The organism is Secundilactobacillus paracollinoides (assembly GCF_001702155.1).
Lineage (GTDB): Bacteria > Bacillota > Bacilli > Lactobacillales > Lactobacillaceae > Secundilactobacillus > Secundilactobacillus paracollinoides.
Genome location: NZ_CP014912.1, coordinates 399,732 through 414,201, shown reverse-complemented (window position 1 = coordinate 414,201; position 14,470 = coordinate 399,732). Strand labels below are relative to the sequence as shown.

Genomic DNA, 14,470 nt, shown 5'->3' with positions numbered 1-14,470 from the left:
CAAACAAACCAAAGTCCAATACTACTCGAGGCCATCGCAGTAAAGCTGGCAATGACATGGTACGAAAGTGGGCGTTCTTACCCGGGGAGGCCTGTATCGTACGTTCCCGACAAGAGGCGCGCTAAGCGCCACAGGAACAAACATCGCAGTGATGTGGTGCAGAACGATACAGGAGTCAGCCGAGGCCATAGTAGTGGTATCTGCCACGAAGGGCTGAACAATAATAGGTCATCATTGATATTGGAGGTGGAGACAGTGCAACAACCGCAGAATACAGAAAAAGCTGACCGCCGGCGGACAGTAGGACTGGAAGCCCAAGAACAAGTCGGGGTGCGTAGCACTGACTCTGGTGAAAATACGATGATGAACGGCACTAAGTTTCAAGAGTTAGTCTTAGACCGAAATAACCTGAACGAGGCTTATCTTCGCGTCTGCAGAAACAAAGGTGCAGCAGGACTAGACGGAATGACCGTTGACGAACTGTTGCCCTACTTGAGGAAACATAAACAGGAATTACTGCAAGCTTTACAAAACGAGACCTATCGGCCTCGTCCCGTTAAGCGGGTTGAAATTCCAAAACCTAATGGTGGTAAACGCAAGCTCGGAATACCAACTGTGATTGACCGACTTGTTCAACAAGCCATGGCGCAAGTCATGGTGCCAACATTTGAGCGTGTCTTCTCAGATAATAGTTTTGGGTTCCGACCGAATCGAAGTGCTAAAGATGCCATTGATAGAGTGGTTCAGTTCTACAATCAGGGCTATCACTATGTCGTGGATCTCGATTTAAAAGCATACTTCGATACGGTCAACCACGATCTGCTTATTAAATTTATTGAGCAGTATATTACGGATCCATGGATACTGCATCTCATTCGTCGCTTCCTAACCAGCGGTGTCATGAATGGTGGTCTATTTGAACGAAGTGATAAAGGCACCCCTCAAGGTGGCCCCTTATCGCCACTTTTGGCTAACATTTATCTCAACGAACTGGATAAGCTGTTAACTTCCAGAGGTCATAAGTTTGTCCGCTATGCGGACGATTGTAATATTTATGTCCGAAGCAAACGTGCTGGAGAACGGGTTCTGACTAATGTTACTCGCTTTCTTGAAGGCGACCTAAAGGTCACCGTCAATGAGGACAAGACATCAGTAAGTTCGCCTCTGCGGGCCAAGTTCCTGGGATTTTCCTTGGGGGTTGGTCGAGGAGGTGCGTATGCGCGACCTGCTTGGCAGGCCAAGCAACGCATCAAGTCTGCACTCAGGAAAATGACCAAGCGCAATCGGGGCGTTTCGTTAAACCTGGTGTTTAACGAGATTCATCAAAAGATGCGTGGGTGGTTACAGTACTATTCGGTCGGGAAAATGACCAATTTTATCCGTCACTTAGACGAATGGTTGCGAGCAAGGATTCGCCAGTATATTTGGAAACAGTGGAAGAAGCTCAAAACAAAGGTCAATCATCTTGTAAAACTGGGGCTTTCTGGCACCAGTGCTTATACAATGGCCAATACCCGTAAGGGTTATTGGCGAACTGCGCATAGCAAGACATTGACCTATACTCTGACAAACAAAAGACTGGAACGCCTTGGACTCATCAATATGAGCAAGACACTCCAGTCAATACAAAGTGCTTAAATTATTGAACCGCCGTATACGGAACCGTACGTACGGTGGTGTGAGAGGTCGGTAATTGAATTAATCAATTACCTCCTACTCGATTGTAGCTTTTAAAGGAGAGGATAAATGTAAATTATGTAGGCATCCAAAATATCAAATCAGTGGTCAAACGAATATCACCCATGGTACAATAACAACGTAAAAAGGAGTTACCCAGAGCATACTCGCAAGGGGCAACTCCTGCAAACCGCTTTAAGAGCGGCGACAGCAACAAGACAACTAAGTCATCCCGTGCCGGTCAAAGCATGCGGGGTGGCTTTTCATTTGTCGTCGTGTTTCGACAACACCGCTACTAGCATGCCAAAGGCAATCAGTAGCGAAGACACTTGAAAAGTAGGCAACTGGCAATAATTCCTTTCGAAAGATTCTTTCCATATTCTCCATGGACGTCACCCCTTTTGAGAAAAACAGCCACCACCCTTAAAACTTCTTGCAGGTATTATTATACTTGATGTAATCAAGCTAACACAATTGCGTAAAATCCAGCTTTAGACGTAAACGCATGATTTTTTGGGAGTCGTTTTGTTCGATAAATGCAGTGCTACCATGATAGACTGAAAAAGGTGCTACTAGGTGACCTATATTCCAGTTGTGCGCCAACAAACCGCTTTAAGAGCGGCGACAGCAACAAGACAACTAAGTCATCCCAGGCCGGTCAAAGCGTGAGGGGTGGCTTTTTATTTTCTCTACCCCAAAATAATCATTGAAACACTAGTAAACACGTTTACCTAAATCATTAACAAAATTGGTTGCGCTTACAACTTGACCAAGCTCACATAAATCGATACTATAAAACAGGAAATGGTAACAACACTAAAAACGTTTTACCTAATTAGGAGGACTTCATGAAGACGCAAGATGAACTCAAGAAAATCGCTGGTTACAAGGCCGCTGAACTCGTTGAAGACGGCATGATCGTCGGCTTAGGCACCGGCTCAACTGTGCGCTACCTGCTGGATGCGCTTGGCGAACGGATTAAAAATGACGGGATGCACTTTACTGGTGTGCCAACATCCAAGCGGACAGCGGATTATGGTGCGAACTTGGGCATGCAGATCAAGTCCTTAGATGAAGTTGACCAAATGGACATCACCATTGATGGCGCCGATGAAATTGATCCAGAAATGAACGGGATTAAAGGTGGCGGTGGCGCCCAAACCTGGGAAAAATTGGTTGCTGTGAACTCCAAACAGGTTGCCTGGATCGTTGATGAATCTAAGATGGTTGACCAGCTCGGGAAGTTCCCACTACCCGTCGAAGTTCTGGCATATGGGCATCATCAGTTGGTTGAACGCTTGGACGCCTTGGGCTACAACCCAGTCATTCGGGTGAAGAATGGCGAAACCTTCCACACCGATGAGGGGAACATTATCATCGACTTACACATGGATCACATCAATGATCCTGACGCCTTGGCGGATGCCTTAAGCAACATGACGGGCGTTGTGGAGCACGGCTTGTTCCTGCACATGACCCAGACCGTTGTGGTTGGGACGCAAGACGGCGCAAAGGTTCTTACTAAATAAACGAAACCCAAAACCGCGTGAACATGAGATAGCAGTGTTCATGCGGTTTGTTTTTTGACTATTATTTATCAACTGATAACGTAAAATTCAGTTAGGCATTCACTCATAAATCTTGTACACTAAAGAAAAGAGGGGGAGGCCAATTATGAAAATCATATCCTTTGAAGAAAATCCGCATTACCTCGCACAAATCGTGGGCCTCATCGATTTCTGCCAAAACAAAGAAGCCCATCTCGAAATCAAAATGGCTGAACAGGACGACCTGTTTCAAATCAAAGCATATTATCAAGATAAGGGTGGCAACTTTTGGATAGCGCTCGACAACAACGATGTTGTGGGCACCATTGCGTTGCTGCCAATCGACGCACAAACGGCGGTGCTCAAAAAGTTCTTTACCTACCCAAAGTACCGCGGACAACCAGTTCATCTAGGCAGCCAACTTTACGAGACATTCATCACGTTTGCAAAACAGCACGATTATGAGCGCATCGTTCTGGACACCCCAGAAGGCGAGACACGATCGCACTACTTCTATGAAAAACAGGGTTTTGTCCAGATCACCAAAGATCAATTGGCCGCGGATTACGTTTACCCAGATCGCAATTCAAGGCTGTATCAATTAACTTTATAGTCATTTCAGTAGGTGTGAGTCACCGTTTAAAAATAAATCGAACGAAATTCTTGGTCATCCCATAAGAAATGTGTTACAACATAGGCGGTGTGAATCACGTTCTACAACAAAATAAATAGAAACGCCTTTTTTGCAATGAGGCCTTCCTCCAAACAGACAACCTAATTGCAATCACGCTCACACACCAAGCCGCAAGCGGACCTACTAAAGTGCCCGCAAGATGCACCCCAGAAGTTTCCGATGGGGTGTATTTTTTTGAGAGTGGAAGAAAGCGTTTAGAAGGTGGAGCACAAGGGGACTCTGACAGAAATGCCTGGTTTTGGTATTTATGTCAGAGTCCCCTTGTGTGCAACCTTCTGCTTTCTGGAACTCGTTACGGCGTGGTTGCCGAGAAAACACAATTAAGAGTGTTTTGAGTGTTCATAGAGATGAGAGTGAAGGAAAACGGTAGAAAGCGGAGTGTAAGCCAACTCTGGCAGAAATGCCTGAACCTGGCATTTTTGCCAGAGTTGGCTTACATGCAGCTTTCTGTTTTCCGAAACTCGTTACGGCGTGGCTGCCGAGAAAGACCAACGCAAAGTATCAGTATTAATCATAGGTAAGCAGATTGCCTTACATAATAGTTTTGGGTTTCCAAAGCTCGAAACGAAGCAGTGCCCAAAAAAACATTCCAATCAAAAAAAGCACACCCAAAGCCCGCTCTCCCAAACTCCTATTCCAAAGCCCGCAACAACCCTTTAGCCGAAATAACCTCATGAAATTCTCGAATCTGCCTCTCCTGAGTAGCCGAATTCCGCGCCAAAGCAGCATCCGAAACGGCAATAGCCTGATACCCCAAAGCTTCCGCGTCAGCAATCGTCTTCTTAACAGCGTTATCGGTACTAAACCCAGTCACATAGAGCTTCTCAACCCCGCGTGCCTGCAAGCGCGCCTGCAGATCAGATTTCTCAAACCCACTAGGCCCATGCTTAGCAATCATCGTACCCGCAGCCAAAGCTTCATCGGAAAGTAACGGCCGCGACAGCCGGGGATTCAGCCCCCGCAACAACCCAGTGAGTTCCAAGTTCACGATAAAGGCTGGCAGCTCTTTTACTGCAAAGGCTGAGATCAATAAATCATTACGCGACACAACAGCGTCAAAGGTTGCGTCGTCAACGGTTCGAAAAACGCGTTTGCCTAAAAATTGTGCCAGTGTGACTAAGTCTAAAACAACGAGCGCAGATTTTTGTTCCTGTTTAGCAGTCATTTTCTATGCCTGTCTTCCATTTTTTTTGCCAATCATAGGCTAGTTCCTACTAATGGGCAAGGCATTTTATGACAAAGCGTTTGGTATCGCGAAAGTTTGCAAAAAAATTTTAGCCGTATTCCGCACGAAAGCCAATCGTATTTCACGAATTTACGTTTGTTCTGGCATATTCGAAATTAAGTTCAGCCTCATTATTCGTGAATTGCTCTTTAATGAACAAGGCCGGTATGACGGCGCTGAAAGTTGGTTCAAAGTGGTTGTAACCGATTACAAAACATGGTAGTATATAACTGTGGAAGAGATAAGGGATACAAACCAGAACGTTTCCATTCAGTAACACCGATTATGAAGTTGATTGATCCGTTTTGTAAGTCGAGTGAATGATTGGTACAAACGATAGAAATTAGTTCCGAGTTTGAACCCAATAGTGTTTTTCAAGGTTTTAAATGTTCACCAAGTTTAAATCGTGAATTCCTAACGAATGCTAGCCACCTAAGTCTTTAAAGCAACACCCTAATTGAATATCTGTATTAGCTTAGCGTTTCTGCTAAAACGTGCGAATATCTTAGATTTAGTGATATCAGCTTAGGGGTTACAAAGGATTCGAATGTGTTGTAGGCTGAGTTTACGCGATGGTCCCAAGTAAGACCTTTAGAGCGTATTGAGTCGAGTGCATGGGATTTAAAGATGTTAGATTTGCCATCCAACGAACGGTGATTTAAAACGATGATCAAAATTTTGATAGAAGATCGCGTCAGCCGTTGGAAATTAAAGTATTTGAGGCGATAGACCATTAATTTAATGTTTACGAAACGGGTCTTCTGGTTTAACCAAGTCTCTTCCAAAGCTTCATAGGGCTCAGGGTGAAAGTCATCATACCTCATCTTGAGTCTTATTTTTTCGCCAAAACTCAGTTTAATACTCGTCAACCAGATGTCAGCGCGCTATAATGAAGGTCCTTGGCAGGGGCGACAAGAAAGATTTGGGCATTTTTCTTGTTTGTAAAAGGATTTACTGGTTGCATTTGTCAACTAGTATATCCTTTTTCCTTATTATAAACACGGTTATCATAGGCTTTCGAGTGTCGATTTATGAACATAATGTCAGTTATGTTCATATTAAATCGGTTAACTGACTTATTTTCTGAAAGTTATTGTGGGCTTTTGGAAAAAACTGTACTATTTAGTAGGTTAACGCTTTAATTCGCGTCCCGAAAATGAATGAGTGGGAGTGATTGAATCGTATGGAAACACCATTTCAACAGGTTGTGATTGTCGATCTGGCGTCGCTTGGAATTGGCGAAGCACCGGAAGCTAACCGCTATGACGCGGTTGGCGCCGACACGCTTGGTCATCTCGCGACTGACCAGGAACTGCTGTCACTCACCACGTTTGAACAGTGGGGGCTTGGCAATTTACGGGATGTGAACCCGGTTGCCGACATTGCTGCCGCTGACAAGCCTGCTGGGTACTTTGGCCGGGTGCACGTTGCTGTGCCCGACTGGACCGCCCAAACGGGTATTGACGAACTCTTTCAGGGGAGCGCCGATGCGTGGTTTAAGCAGCAGACTTCTTCTGGTCTGGCCGTTCAGGTCATCTGTACCAATTCGATCCACCAGTTTGCGCATCCGGTCATTAACGCCTCAAATGACCAGGCCGCACTTGACGTTGCACTTGCACGGACGACAGCTGTATCGTCTGGACAACAAGCAAGTCAAGGCATCACGTACGTTTTGCTCAATGAGGGTACCCAGCACGCGCTTCATTCGCGTGTGACCGAGTATCGTCAGTGGCTGCAAGACATTGATACTAAGCTTTTTCAGCTCAGTCACCAATTACTGTCCGACACGTTATTGATTGTAACGTCAACGCAGGCAATTGATCCTTCATTTGGTCGTTTGACACGTGAGTATGTGCCATTATTCTGTTTTATTAATGATCAAAACACCGGCAGAGCACTTGGTATTCGGCGTACGCTGGCCGACGTATCCGCAACGGTTGAAATGAATTTCCATCGACAGGTCGCTTCCAAGGGACATTCGTTTTTAGTGGAACTAACGTCGCGTTAAGACGGTAACCGCAAAAATCAGAAAGAGGGTATATTGTCGATGTACTTGATCGTCAACATAATTGGGGTGCTGGTTTACCTTGGAATCGCATTCCTCTTCTCAAAGAAGAAGAAAGAAATTAACTGGAAGTCTACAAGTATTGTGCTCGTGCTTAACCTTGTGATTGCTTGGATCTTAACAAGCTTCTCATGGGGTCGTGACATCGTTAAGGGTGCCGCTGACGGGTTCAACTGGTTGGTTCAAGTGGCTTACACTGGGATCAACTTCGCCTTGCCTAACTGGGTGACTACCCAATACGGTGGGACTGCTAAGAGCATGAACTTCGTTACCAGCTCACTCTTGCCAATCTTGCTGATCGTTCCAATGTTTGATATTTTGACCTACATTGGCTTCTTGCCATGGGTCATCAAATGGATCGGTCGCGGGTTGTCAAAGATCACTGGTCAACCAAAGTTCGAATCATTCTTCTCCGTTGAAATGATGTTCTTGGGGAACACTGAAGCGTTAGCCGTATCTCGTCTTCAAATCAAGACGATGCGTGCAGAACGTAACGTGACTTTGGCCATGATGTCCATGTCATGTATCACCGCCTCGATTGTCGGTGCATATACACAAATGGTGCCTGGTAACTATGTTTTGACGGCCATCCCGTTGAACATTTTAAACGCCATCATTGTGACGAACATCTTGAACCCCGTTAAGGTTTCACCTGAGGAAGATACCATTTCGAAGATCGGTGGCTCATCAGCTGCTGAAGAAGAGGAAATGGAAGACGGCAAGAAGGAACCATTCTTCTCATTCTTGGGTGATTCAATCTTGAGTGCCGGCCAATTGATCTTGATCATCGCCGCAAACGTTATCGCCTTCGTTGCCTTGGCAGCGTTGATCGATAAGTTGCTCGGTTTGATCAACCCATGGCTGTCACTGGAACACATTCTCGGGATCGTTATGTTCCCATTCGCATGGTTAATGGGTCTGGACGTCCACGACGCCTTCCAATTTGCCCAATACATGGGGACAAAGCTGGTCACCAACGAATTCGTTGTTATGGGTAAGATTGCTCCAACAATTCACAACGTACACCTGTACGGTGCCCATTACCAAGCACAATTGACGGTCTTCTTGACATCCTTCGCCAACTTCAGTACGACAGGGATGATCATCGGTGCCTTCAAGGGCTTGGCAGATAAGGAATCAAACGATTTGATCGGCCGGAATGTTGGTTACATGCTGTTGTCAGGGATTTTGGTATCGCTGCTGTCGGCTGGGATTGTTGGGTTGTTTATTTGGTAGAGTGTGGAAGCAGGCGGTTAGAGGGCGGAGCATAAGCTAACTCTGGCAGAAATGCCTGAACTTGGCATTTTTGTCAGAGTTGGCTTATGCAGGAGCCCTCTGCCTGCTGGAACACGTTTCGGCTATATAGGGGTCAACCCACGTCGCCAAAACATCTTTACAGGTAAAACCCACAAACCAAGAACCAAAAAAACAAAAGCCTCAAACCAAAAAGTAAATGAACATTTAAAACCGCGAATAGCCCAGCTCAGTGGAATCATCTATCGAACTGGGCTATTATCGTTAGTGAGGGTCCTTGATCATCGGGGTCTCATTAATGTGATATCGGGTGCCGAAACAGTGGAGAAGTCGTTGCGGAAACGGGGTTTATTAATTTATTTCCCGTTAGGGCGCTTTCTTGGCCACCGTGCCGAAACGTGCTCCGGGAGGCAGGGGGCTACTGCATAAGGCATTGCGTTCCCAAAAGGCAGGCCCGGCCTTTTGAGAACACAATACCTTATGCTCCGCCCCCTGAACGCCTCCCTCCGCACTCTGCTGCTGAAACCCAGCCCTGCCAACTCTTGCTTTTGACCTTGACCTTAACTTCATCTACGAAGCCAGCTCAACCCAATCCCAAGAGCTCCGCAGAGTTGCAATGCCCAATCATTATCTGTCTTCGCGACAATAAAGGATAGGGAGTTTTTATGAAATTTTCGCAACAAGTTAATGCTAAGAATCAATTATCGTTACGGCAGGTTTGGTCGCAAAAAGATCTGCTCAAACAGGAAATTATTGCGGGCCTCACTGGGTTCTTCGCCATTTCCTACATTATTATCGTTAACCCAGTGATTCTAAAGGACGCGGGTATTCCCACTGATCTCAGTGTGTTTGCCACCATTATCAGTTCGGTGGTTGGGTGCCTCATCATGGGGTTTTTCGCCAATTCGCCGATCATCCTCACACCGGGGATGGGGGTCAACGCGTTCTTTACCTACACCATCGTTGTCACGATGGGCATGTCCTGGCAGGTTGCCGTTGCGATCTCTATGGTTGCCAGTGTGGTCTACATGATTGTGGCGTTCACGAAACTGGCGGACGTGCTCGCGGAAGCTATCCCTGGTTCGCTAAAGAGTGGGATCACTGCTGGTATTGGGCTGTTTCTGGTTGAAATTGGCCTAGAAAAAGCGGGCCTGATCGTTCGGGGAAAATCATCCTTGATCGAACTGGGCAACCTGACCTCACCGGCTTGTTTATTGGCGCTGTTCGGCCTGTTGCTGAGCGTGATTCTTTACCAACGGAACGTGACTGGCGGTTTTCTGATTGGAATCGTTGTGACGACGATTATCGGGATCCTGTTTGGCATCCGCGATAGTGACAGTATTTCAGTCAAACTATCCGAACTTAGCCAGTACCACAACATTGTGTTGAAGGGCGACTTTAGTCACGCGTTGTCGATTCCGTTCATTCTGGCGGCGTTCTCCATGACCATGATCCTCGTGTTTGAGTCCATGGGGCTGCTGCAAGGGGTGTTGCCAGACAAGCGCAAGTTCAAGAAGTCGTTCCAGGCAAGCTCGGTCACGGCCTTTCTTTCCGGCATGCTGGGGACAAGTCCCACTGTTGCTGCGGCTGAAAGTGCGTCGGGTATTGAATCTGGCGGTCGGACGGGCATCATGTCGATCACGGCCGGGATATTGTTTGCCATTTCCCTGTTCTTCACGCCGCTGCTGAGCTACGTGCCGCAAGCGGCCATCGCGCCCGTTATTATCATTACCGGCGCCATCATGATGGAGAGCATCGGCAACATCGACATGAGCAATTTTGCCGCCTGGTTCCCAGCCTTTCTGATCGTGGTGCTGATTCCAATGACCAACAGTATTTCAACTGGTCTGGCATTCGGTTTCGTGTTCTACCCAATTCTGCGCGTTGTGTCCGGTGACGGCCGCAGCGTGCGTGGGCCGATGTACCTGTTAGGCGCGCTGTTCTTAATTGACCTTGTGCTGACAGCCATCTTGTAGCATTGGGTAAAATGCAATCAATCTTTAATCAAGTATCCAAAAGTGATTTAACTAAACTGGAGGTATTTTCAATGACATACAAAATTATCATGGACACTGACCCAGGTATCGACGACGCTGCTGCCATCACCATGGCGGTCAACGACCCGCAGATCGACCTGCAGCTGATCACCACGGTTGCCGGGAACGTCACGGTGGACAAGACCACGATTAATGCGTTAAAGCTTGTTCGGTTCTTCAACGTTGATGTTCCAGTCGCAGCTGGTGCTAAGCAACCGCTGATCAAGCCGTTTGAAGACGCTGCTCGGATTCACGGTGAATCAGGCATGCCTGGTTACGATTTCCCAGCTGACCTGCCAAAGCCAATCGACAAGAGCGCTGTTGAAGCGTTACGCGATGCCATTTTAGGCAGTGATGAGAAGGTTATTCTCGTGCCAACTGGCTCGTACACGAACATCGCGCTGCTGTTCTCTGAATATCCAGAAGTAAAGGATAATATCGAGAAAATTATCGCCATGGGCGGTTCATTAGGCAAGGGGAACATGACCTCTGCCGCAGAATTTAACGTCTTTACGGATCCTCACGCTGCTCGCATTGTTTACAACGCAGGTGTGCCGATCGTCATGGTGGGTCTGGACATCACCATGAAGGCCTTGTTGACGCACGAAAGTATCGAAAAGCTGCCAACGTTGAACGAAACCGGGAAAATGCTGCATGACATCATCATCCACGACGGCGACAATTCAGACGCCGGCATTGCGATGCACGATGTGAACACGATCTTCTATCTGTTGCACCCAGAAGCCATCACGACTGAGGACATGTGGGTCGACATCCAAACGGAAGGCCCAGCAATGGGCGAAACTGTGGGCGATATCCGCGGCGCTTACCACGATGGCAAGACCAACGCATCTGTCTGTGTCGATATCGATGCCGCCGCATTTAACAAGTGGTTCATCGAAGAAGTTACGGCAATCAACAAGTAAACAACTGTCTCATTGAAACGCTAAACTATACCGGAATTAAGCTAAGTCTATATGGGGGCTTGGCTTTTTTTCGTGGAGCAGAGCGTGGAAGAAGGCGGGTTAGGGGCGGTGTGTAACGGACTCTGGCCAAAAAGTCCGGTCCTGACTTTTTGGCCAGAGTCCGTTACACGTTAGCCCTCTGCCTTCTGGAACGCGTTTCAGCAATATAAAATGCCCCCACGTCGCCAAAACCACTTGAAGAATAAAACGCAGACCATTAAAGCTTTTTACATCCTAACTGCTTAGCCAAGTAGCCGAGATACTGGGCAAGCACGTTCCATTCCGCAATTCGGCACTCCGCAGTGGTGGCTCGCGATGAAGCTAATTCAGCTGTCGCTCTGCGCCATCTGAATGGATCTCCACCGTCTCGCAGATGACTAAGCGAGGAAGGCACCCTCGCCAAGTCATCTCGACACCACAGCTCCGTGCCAAATTGCTGCATTTCACTTACAGTGAGTGTCTTAGCTATGTTAGTTAAAAATTAAACCACAGATAAAACTATTTCGAGGTGAATCCGCACGCGACTGCTGATTTAAGTCAAAGGTTATAACCCTGAGACAATGATTTCGTTGATTATCTATTCAATGAATTATAAGTCGACCAATGTGTTCAGACGAAATGCTATCTTAACACGTTCAAGTGACTATAGAATAGCCACTAGAAAGCATGCAAATCGTTACTATAATTGTGATACCTTACGAGATATTACAATGCTAAGTAAACGCTTCGTTCATCCAATCAAAATAGATTGCAACAAATTCGTTACGAACCCAACGTTTCATTGTATAATGGACGCTGTTTGTCGTTATATGTGTACGAGCGCCGGTCGATGATATTAAATATCAGCAATCCTTGGAAACACTACTGGAGTATGTTAGGTTCTGTTGTCGCACTTGCACTATGTGAGCTTCACGGAGCGGACCGAGCTCGGAGCAGTGGTGTTGGTGGCACTTGGCGGGGCGGGTTTGCCCGCTTAGAGCCACGTGAGACGAGGGAGATCCATTCATTTTACGGCCAGCGGTCGGAAAATGAATTAGCTCACTTGCGAACCACCACAGCTCCCAGAGTCGGCCCGCGGAGTGAGGCGACATCCTGCACAACCCAGGACCACAAAACCAGAATATTTTTCTCCTGAACCGTTTCCACCAGCCACGAATTTCTAGTATAATGTAAAGCGAACTGGTTAACGCCAGATGCGTGTGAAACACCGGTAAGTTGGTTGCATGTCGTGGGGAATTAAGGTAAAGTAGAACGGGACGTGAAACATCGTTGTTTCACAGAAAAAGGTGGAGAAAGAGTAATGAACGATAGCCAATTTCAAACGGCATTAGCGGCACATGACATTACGTTGAGTGAAGCGCAGATGACCCAGTTTGAGCAGTACTATGAACTATTGGTGGAGACCAACAAACACTTGAACCTGACAACGATCACGGAGCGCTCTGATGTGTATTTGAAGCACTTCTTTGATTCGTTAACGCCAGCATTTTACATACCAGAACTGCGCACTGAATCACTGACACTATGTGATGTGGGTGCCGGTGCCGGTTTTCCGTCGATTCCTTTAAAGATTGCGTTTCCTAACCTGAAGATCACCATCGTGGATTCGTTGAATAAGCGGATCAAATTTCTGGAAACGCTCGTCGAGACATTGGGATTAGACGGCGTTGAAGTCTTTCATGCGCGAGCAGAGGAGTTCGGCGGGAAGCGGTCTGAACACCGCGAGGCCTACGATATCGTGACGGCGCGTGCCGTTGCCCGGATGAGTGTGCTCAGTGAACTATGTTTGCCACTCGTGAAGCTCAACGGCCAATTTGTTGCCATGAAGGCGGCGCAGACCGAGGCTGAACTCGATCAGGGCATTACTGCGATTGCGATGCTTGGCGGTGAACTGACGGCGGACTATGAGTTTGCCTTGCCTGAATCGGGCGACGGCCGCCACATTGTGGTGATCGATAAGCAAAGACACACGCCGAAACGCTACCCGAGAAAAGCGGGGACCCCGAACAAGGAACCACTGGGAGAAGCCTGACCGGTCAGTGATAGGGATTCGCGACTGGTCAACATACTGACAGCTAACACTGCCCGTCGTGCGGTGAAGGCCATTTCACCTAGCCATAACGTGTTTTTAAACACTTCCTAGGTATTGGAGGGAGAGTCGTCATGGGTTTTTCATTATTTGGCAGAGATAAATCGAATAAGGATGATAACACGCAGGAGAACATCAAGCAAAACGTAATCATGGTGCCCGTGAACGCCGTCGTCCCAAACCGGTTTCAACCACGCCAGGTGTTTGACGAACGGGGCATCGAGGAGCTGGCACAGACCATTGCGGACCACGGCCTGTTGCAGCCCATCGTGTTGCGTGAATACGAACCAAAGAAATACGAGATCATTGCGGGGGAACGCCGGTTTAGAGCCGTGAATTCACTGCATTGGCAGGAGGTCCCGGCAATCGTCGAGACCCTGTCAGACGATGAGACCGCCTCACTGGCATTGATCGAGAACCTGCAACGAGAGGGGCTCTCACCAATTGAAGAGGCGCAGGCTTACCAATCATTGATGAAACTCAATCATTTGACGCAGGCCTCGCTGGCTAAGGAGATCGGCAAAAGCCAGTCCTTCGTGGCCAATAAATTACGGCTGTTGAAGCTCAGTCAGCCGGTTCAAGACGCCATGATGAATCATGAGATCAGTGAGCGTCACGGCCGGGCACTGCTGGCGGTGACTGATAAGCAACAGGAGAAACTACTGAAACGTATCGAGACTGACCATCTGACAGTGAAGGATGCTGAACGGTTGATTCAGCGGTCAAAGGCGAAGAACAAGCCGAAACCAACGCTGCATTCCGTTTCTGCGGATACCCGGGTGGCGGTCAATACGATTCGCGAATCAGTGAAGATGGTGACGGAAGCTGGTCTTCAGGTACAAACCTCGGAAGAAGACGAAGATGACCACTACCGCATCACCATTGACATCATCAAGAAATCATAAAGGAGTGACAACT

11 protein-coding genes are annotated in these 14,470 nt (G+C 47.4%); 10 read left to right on the top strand and 1 reads right to left on the bottom strand.

Annotated elements, in window-relative coordinates; translation table 11 throughout:
• The first annotated feature begins 255 nt into the window (after positions 1-255).
• From ltrA to AYR61_RS01670, 3 genes are all read left to right on the top strand, one after another.
• The gene (ltrA, locus tag AYR61_RS01680; protein WP_065900954.1) at positions 256-1,638 is read left to right on the top strand and encodes a group II intron reverse transcriptase/maturase; all 1,383 of its coding nucleotides are present in this window, start codon (positions 256-258) and stop codon (positions 1,636-1,638) included.
• A gap of 887 nt (positions 1,639-2,525) precedes the next feature.
• Positions 2,526-3,206 carry a ribose-5-phosphate isomerase RpiA gene (rpiA, locus tag AYR61_RS01675; protein WP_065901298.1) on the top strand — a complete coding sequence of 227 codons (681 nt, stop codon included), beginning with the start codon at positions 2,526-2,528 and terminating at the stop codon, positions 3,204-3,206.
• 145 nt (positions 3,207-3,351) lie between these two features.
• Complete coding sequence (locus AYR61_RS01670; protein WP_065901292.1) at positions 3,352-3,837, top strand: GNAT family N-acetyltransferase; 486 nt, start codon at positions 3,352-3,354, stop codon at positions 3,835-3,837.
• 712 nt (positions 3,838-4,549) lie between these two features.
• Here the strand turns inward: AYR61_RS01670 and AYR61_RS01665 are convergent.
• Positions 4,550-5,083 (bottom strand): isochorismatase family protein, encoded by a 534-nt coding sequence (locus AYR61_RS01665; RefSeq protein WP_054711675.1) that lies wholly within the window; start codon positions 5,081-5,083, stop codon positions 4,550-4,552.
• Positions 5,084-5,135: 52 nt separating this feature from the next.
• Here AYR61_RS01665 and AYR61_RS15280 point away from each other — a divergent pair, with 52 nt between their 5' ends.
• The 7 genes from AYR61_RS15280 (at position 5,136) to noc (ending at position 14,457) form a co-directional block, all read left to right on the top strand.
• Positions 5,136-5,366, top strand: a complete 231-nt coding sequence (locus AYR61_RS15280) for a hypothetical protein (RefSeq protein ID WP_065901281.1) — start codon at positions 5,136-5,138, stop codon at positions 5,364-5,366.
• A 960-nt stretch (positions 5,367-6,326) separates the two neighbouring features.
• Complete coding sequence (locus AYR61_RS01655; protein WP_054711672.1) at positions 6,327-7,151, top strand: alkaline phosphatase family protein; 825 nt, start codon at positions 6,327-6,329, stop codon at positions 7,149-7,151.
• Between the two features lie 39 nt (positions 7,152-7,190).
• The gene (locus AYR61_RS01650; RefSeq protein WP_056987394.1) at positions 7,191-8,444 is read left to right on the top strand and encodes a NupC/NupG family nucleoside CNT transporter; all 1,254 of its coding nucleotides are present in this window, start codon (positions 7,191-7,193) and stop codon (positions 8,442-8,444) included.
• Positions 8,445-9,127: 683 nt separating this feature from the next.
• A complete protein-coding gene (locus AYR61_RS01640; RefSeq protein WP_065901269.1) occupies positions 9,128-10,438 on the top strand; it encodes an NCS2 family permease in 1,311 nt (436 codons plus the stop codon).
• Between the two features lie 71 nt (positions 10,439-10,509).
• Positions 10,510-11,424 (top strand): ribonucleoside hydrolase RihC, encoded by a 915-nt coding sequence (gene rihC, locus AYR61_RS01635; protein ID WP_054711669.1) that lies wholly within the window; start codon positions 10,510-10,512, stop codon positions 11,422-11,424.
• A gap of 1,339 nt (positions 11,425-12,763) precedes the next feature.
• Positions 12,764-13,495, top strand: coding sequence for a 16S rRNA (guanine(527)-N(7))-methyltransferase RsmG (rsmG, locus tag AYR61_RS01630; RefSeq protein WP_065901266.1), 732 nt, complete (start codon positions 12,764-12,766; stop codon positions 13,493-13,495).
• Between the two features lie 131 nt (positions 13,496-13,626).
• Positions 13,627-14,457: a nucleoid occlusion protein gene (gene noc, locus AYR61_RS01625; protein ID WP_065901263.1), complete on the top strand. Its 831-nt coding sequence runs from the start codon at positions 13,627-13,629 to the stop codon at positions 14,455-14,457.
• Positions 14,458-14,470: the final 13 nt, after the last annotated feature.

Bases quoted from the DNA above. Each gene is read 5' to 3' on its own strand.
- rihC (WP_054711669.1), top strand. From the start codon at position 10,510: ATGACATACAAAATTATCATGGACACTGACCCAGGTATCGACGACGCT.
- AYR61_RS01640 (WP_065901269.1), top strand. From the start codon at position 9,128: ATGAAATTTTCGCAACAAGTTAATGCTAAGAATCAATTATCGTTACGG.
- AYR61_RS01650 (WP_056987394.1), top strand. From the start codon at position 7,191: ATGTACTTGATCGTCAACATAATTGGGGTGCTGGTTTACCTTGGAATC.
- rsmG (WP_065901266.1), top strand. From the start codon at position 12,764: ATGAACGATAGCCAATTTCAAACGGCATTAGCGGCACATGACATTACG.
- rpiA (WP_065901298.1), top strand. From the start codon at position 2,526: ATGAAGACGCAAGATGAACTCAAGAAAATCGCTGGTTACAAGGCCGCT.
- noc (WP_065901263.1), top strand. From the start codon at position 13,627: ATGGGTTTTTCATTATTTGGCAGAGATAAATCGAATAAGGATGATAAC.
- AYR61_RS01655 (WP_054711672.1), top strand. From the start codon at position 6,327: ATGGAAACACCATTTCAACAGGTTGTGATTGTCGATCTGGCGTCGCTT.
- AYR61_RS01670 (WP_065901292.1), top strand. From the start codon at position 3,352: ATGAAAATCATATCCTTTGAAGAAAATCCGCATTACCTCGCACAAATC.
- AYR61_RS01665 (WP_054711675.1), bottom strand. From the start codon at position 5,083: ATGACTGCTAAACAGGAACAAAAATCTGCGCTCGTTGTTTTAGACTTA.
- AYR61_RS15280 (WP_065901281.1), top strand. From the start codon at position 5,136: ATGGGCAAGGCATTTTATGACAAAGCGTTTGGTATCGCGAAAGTTTGC.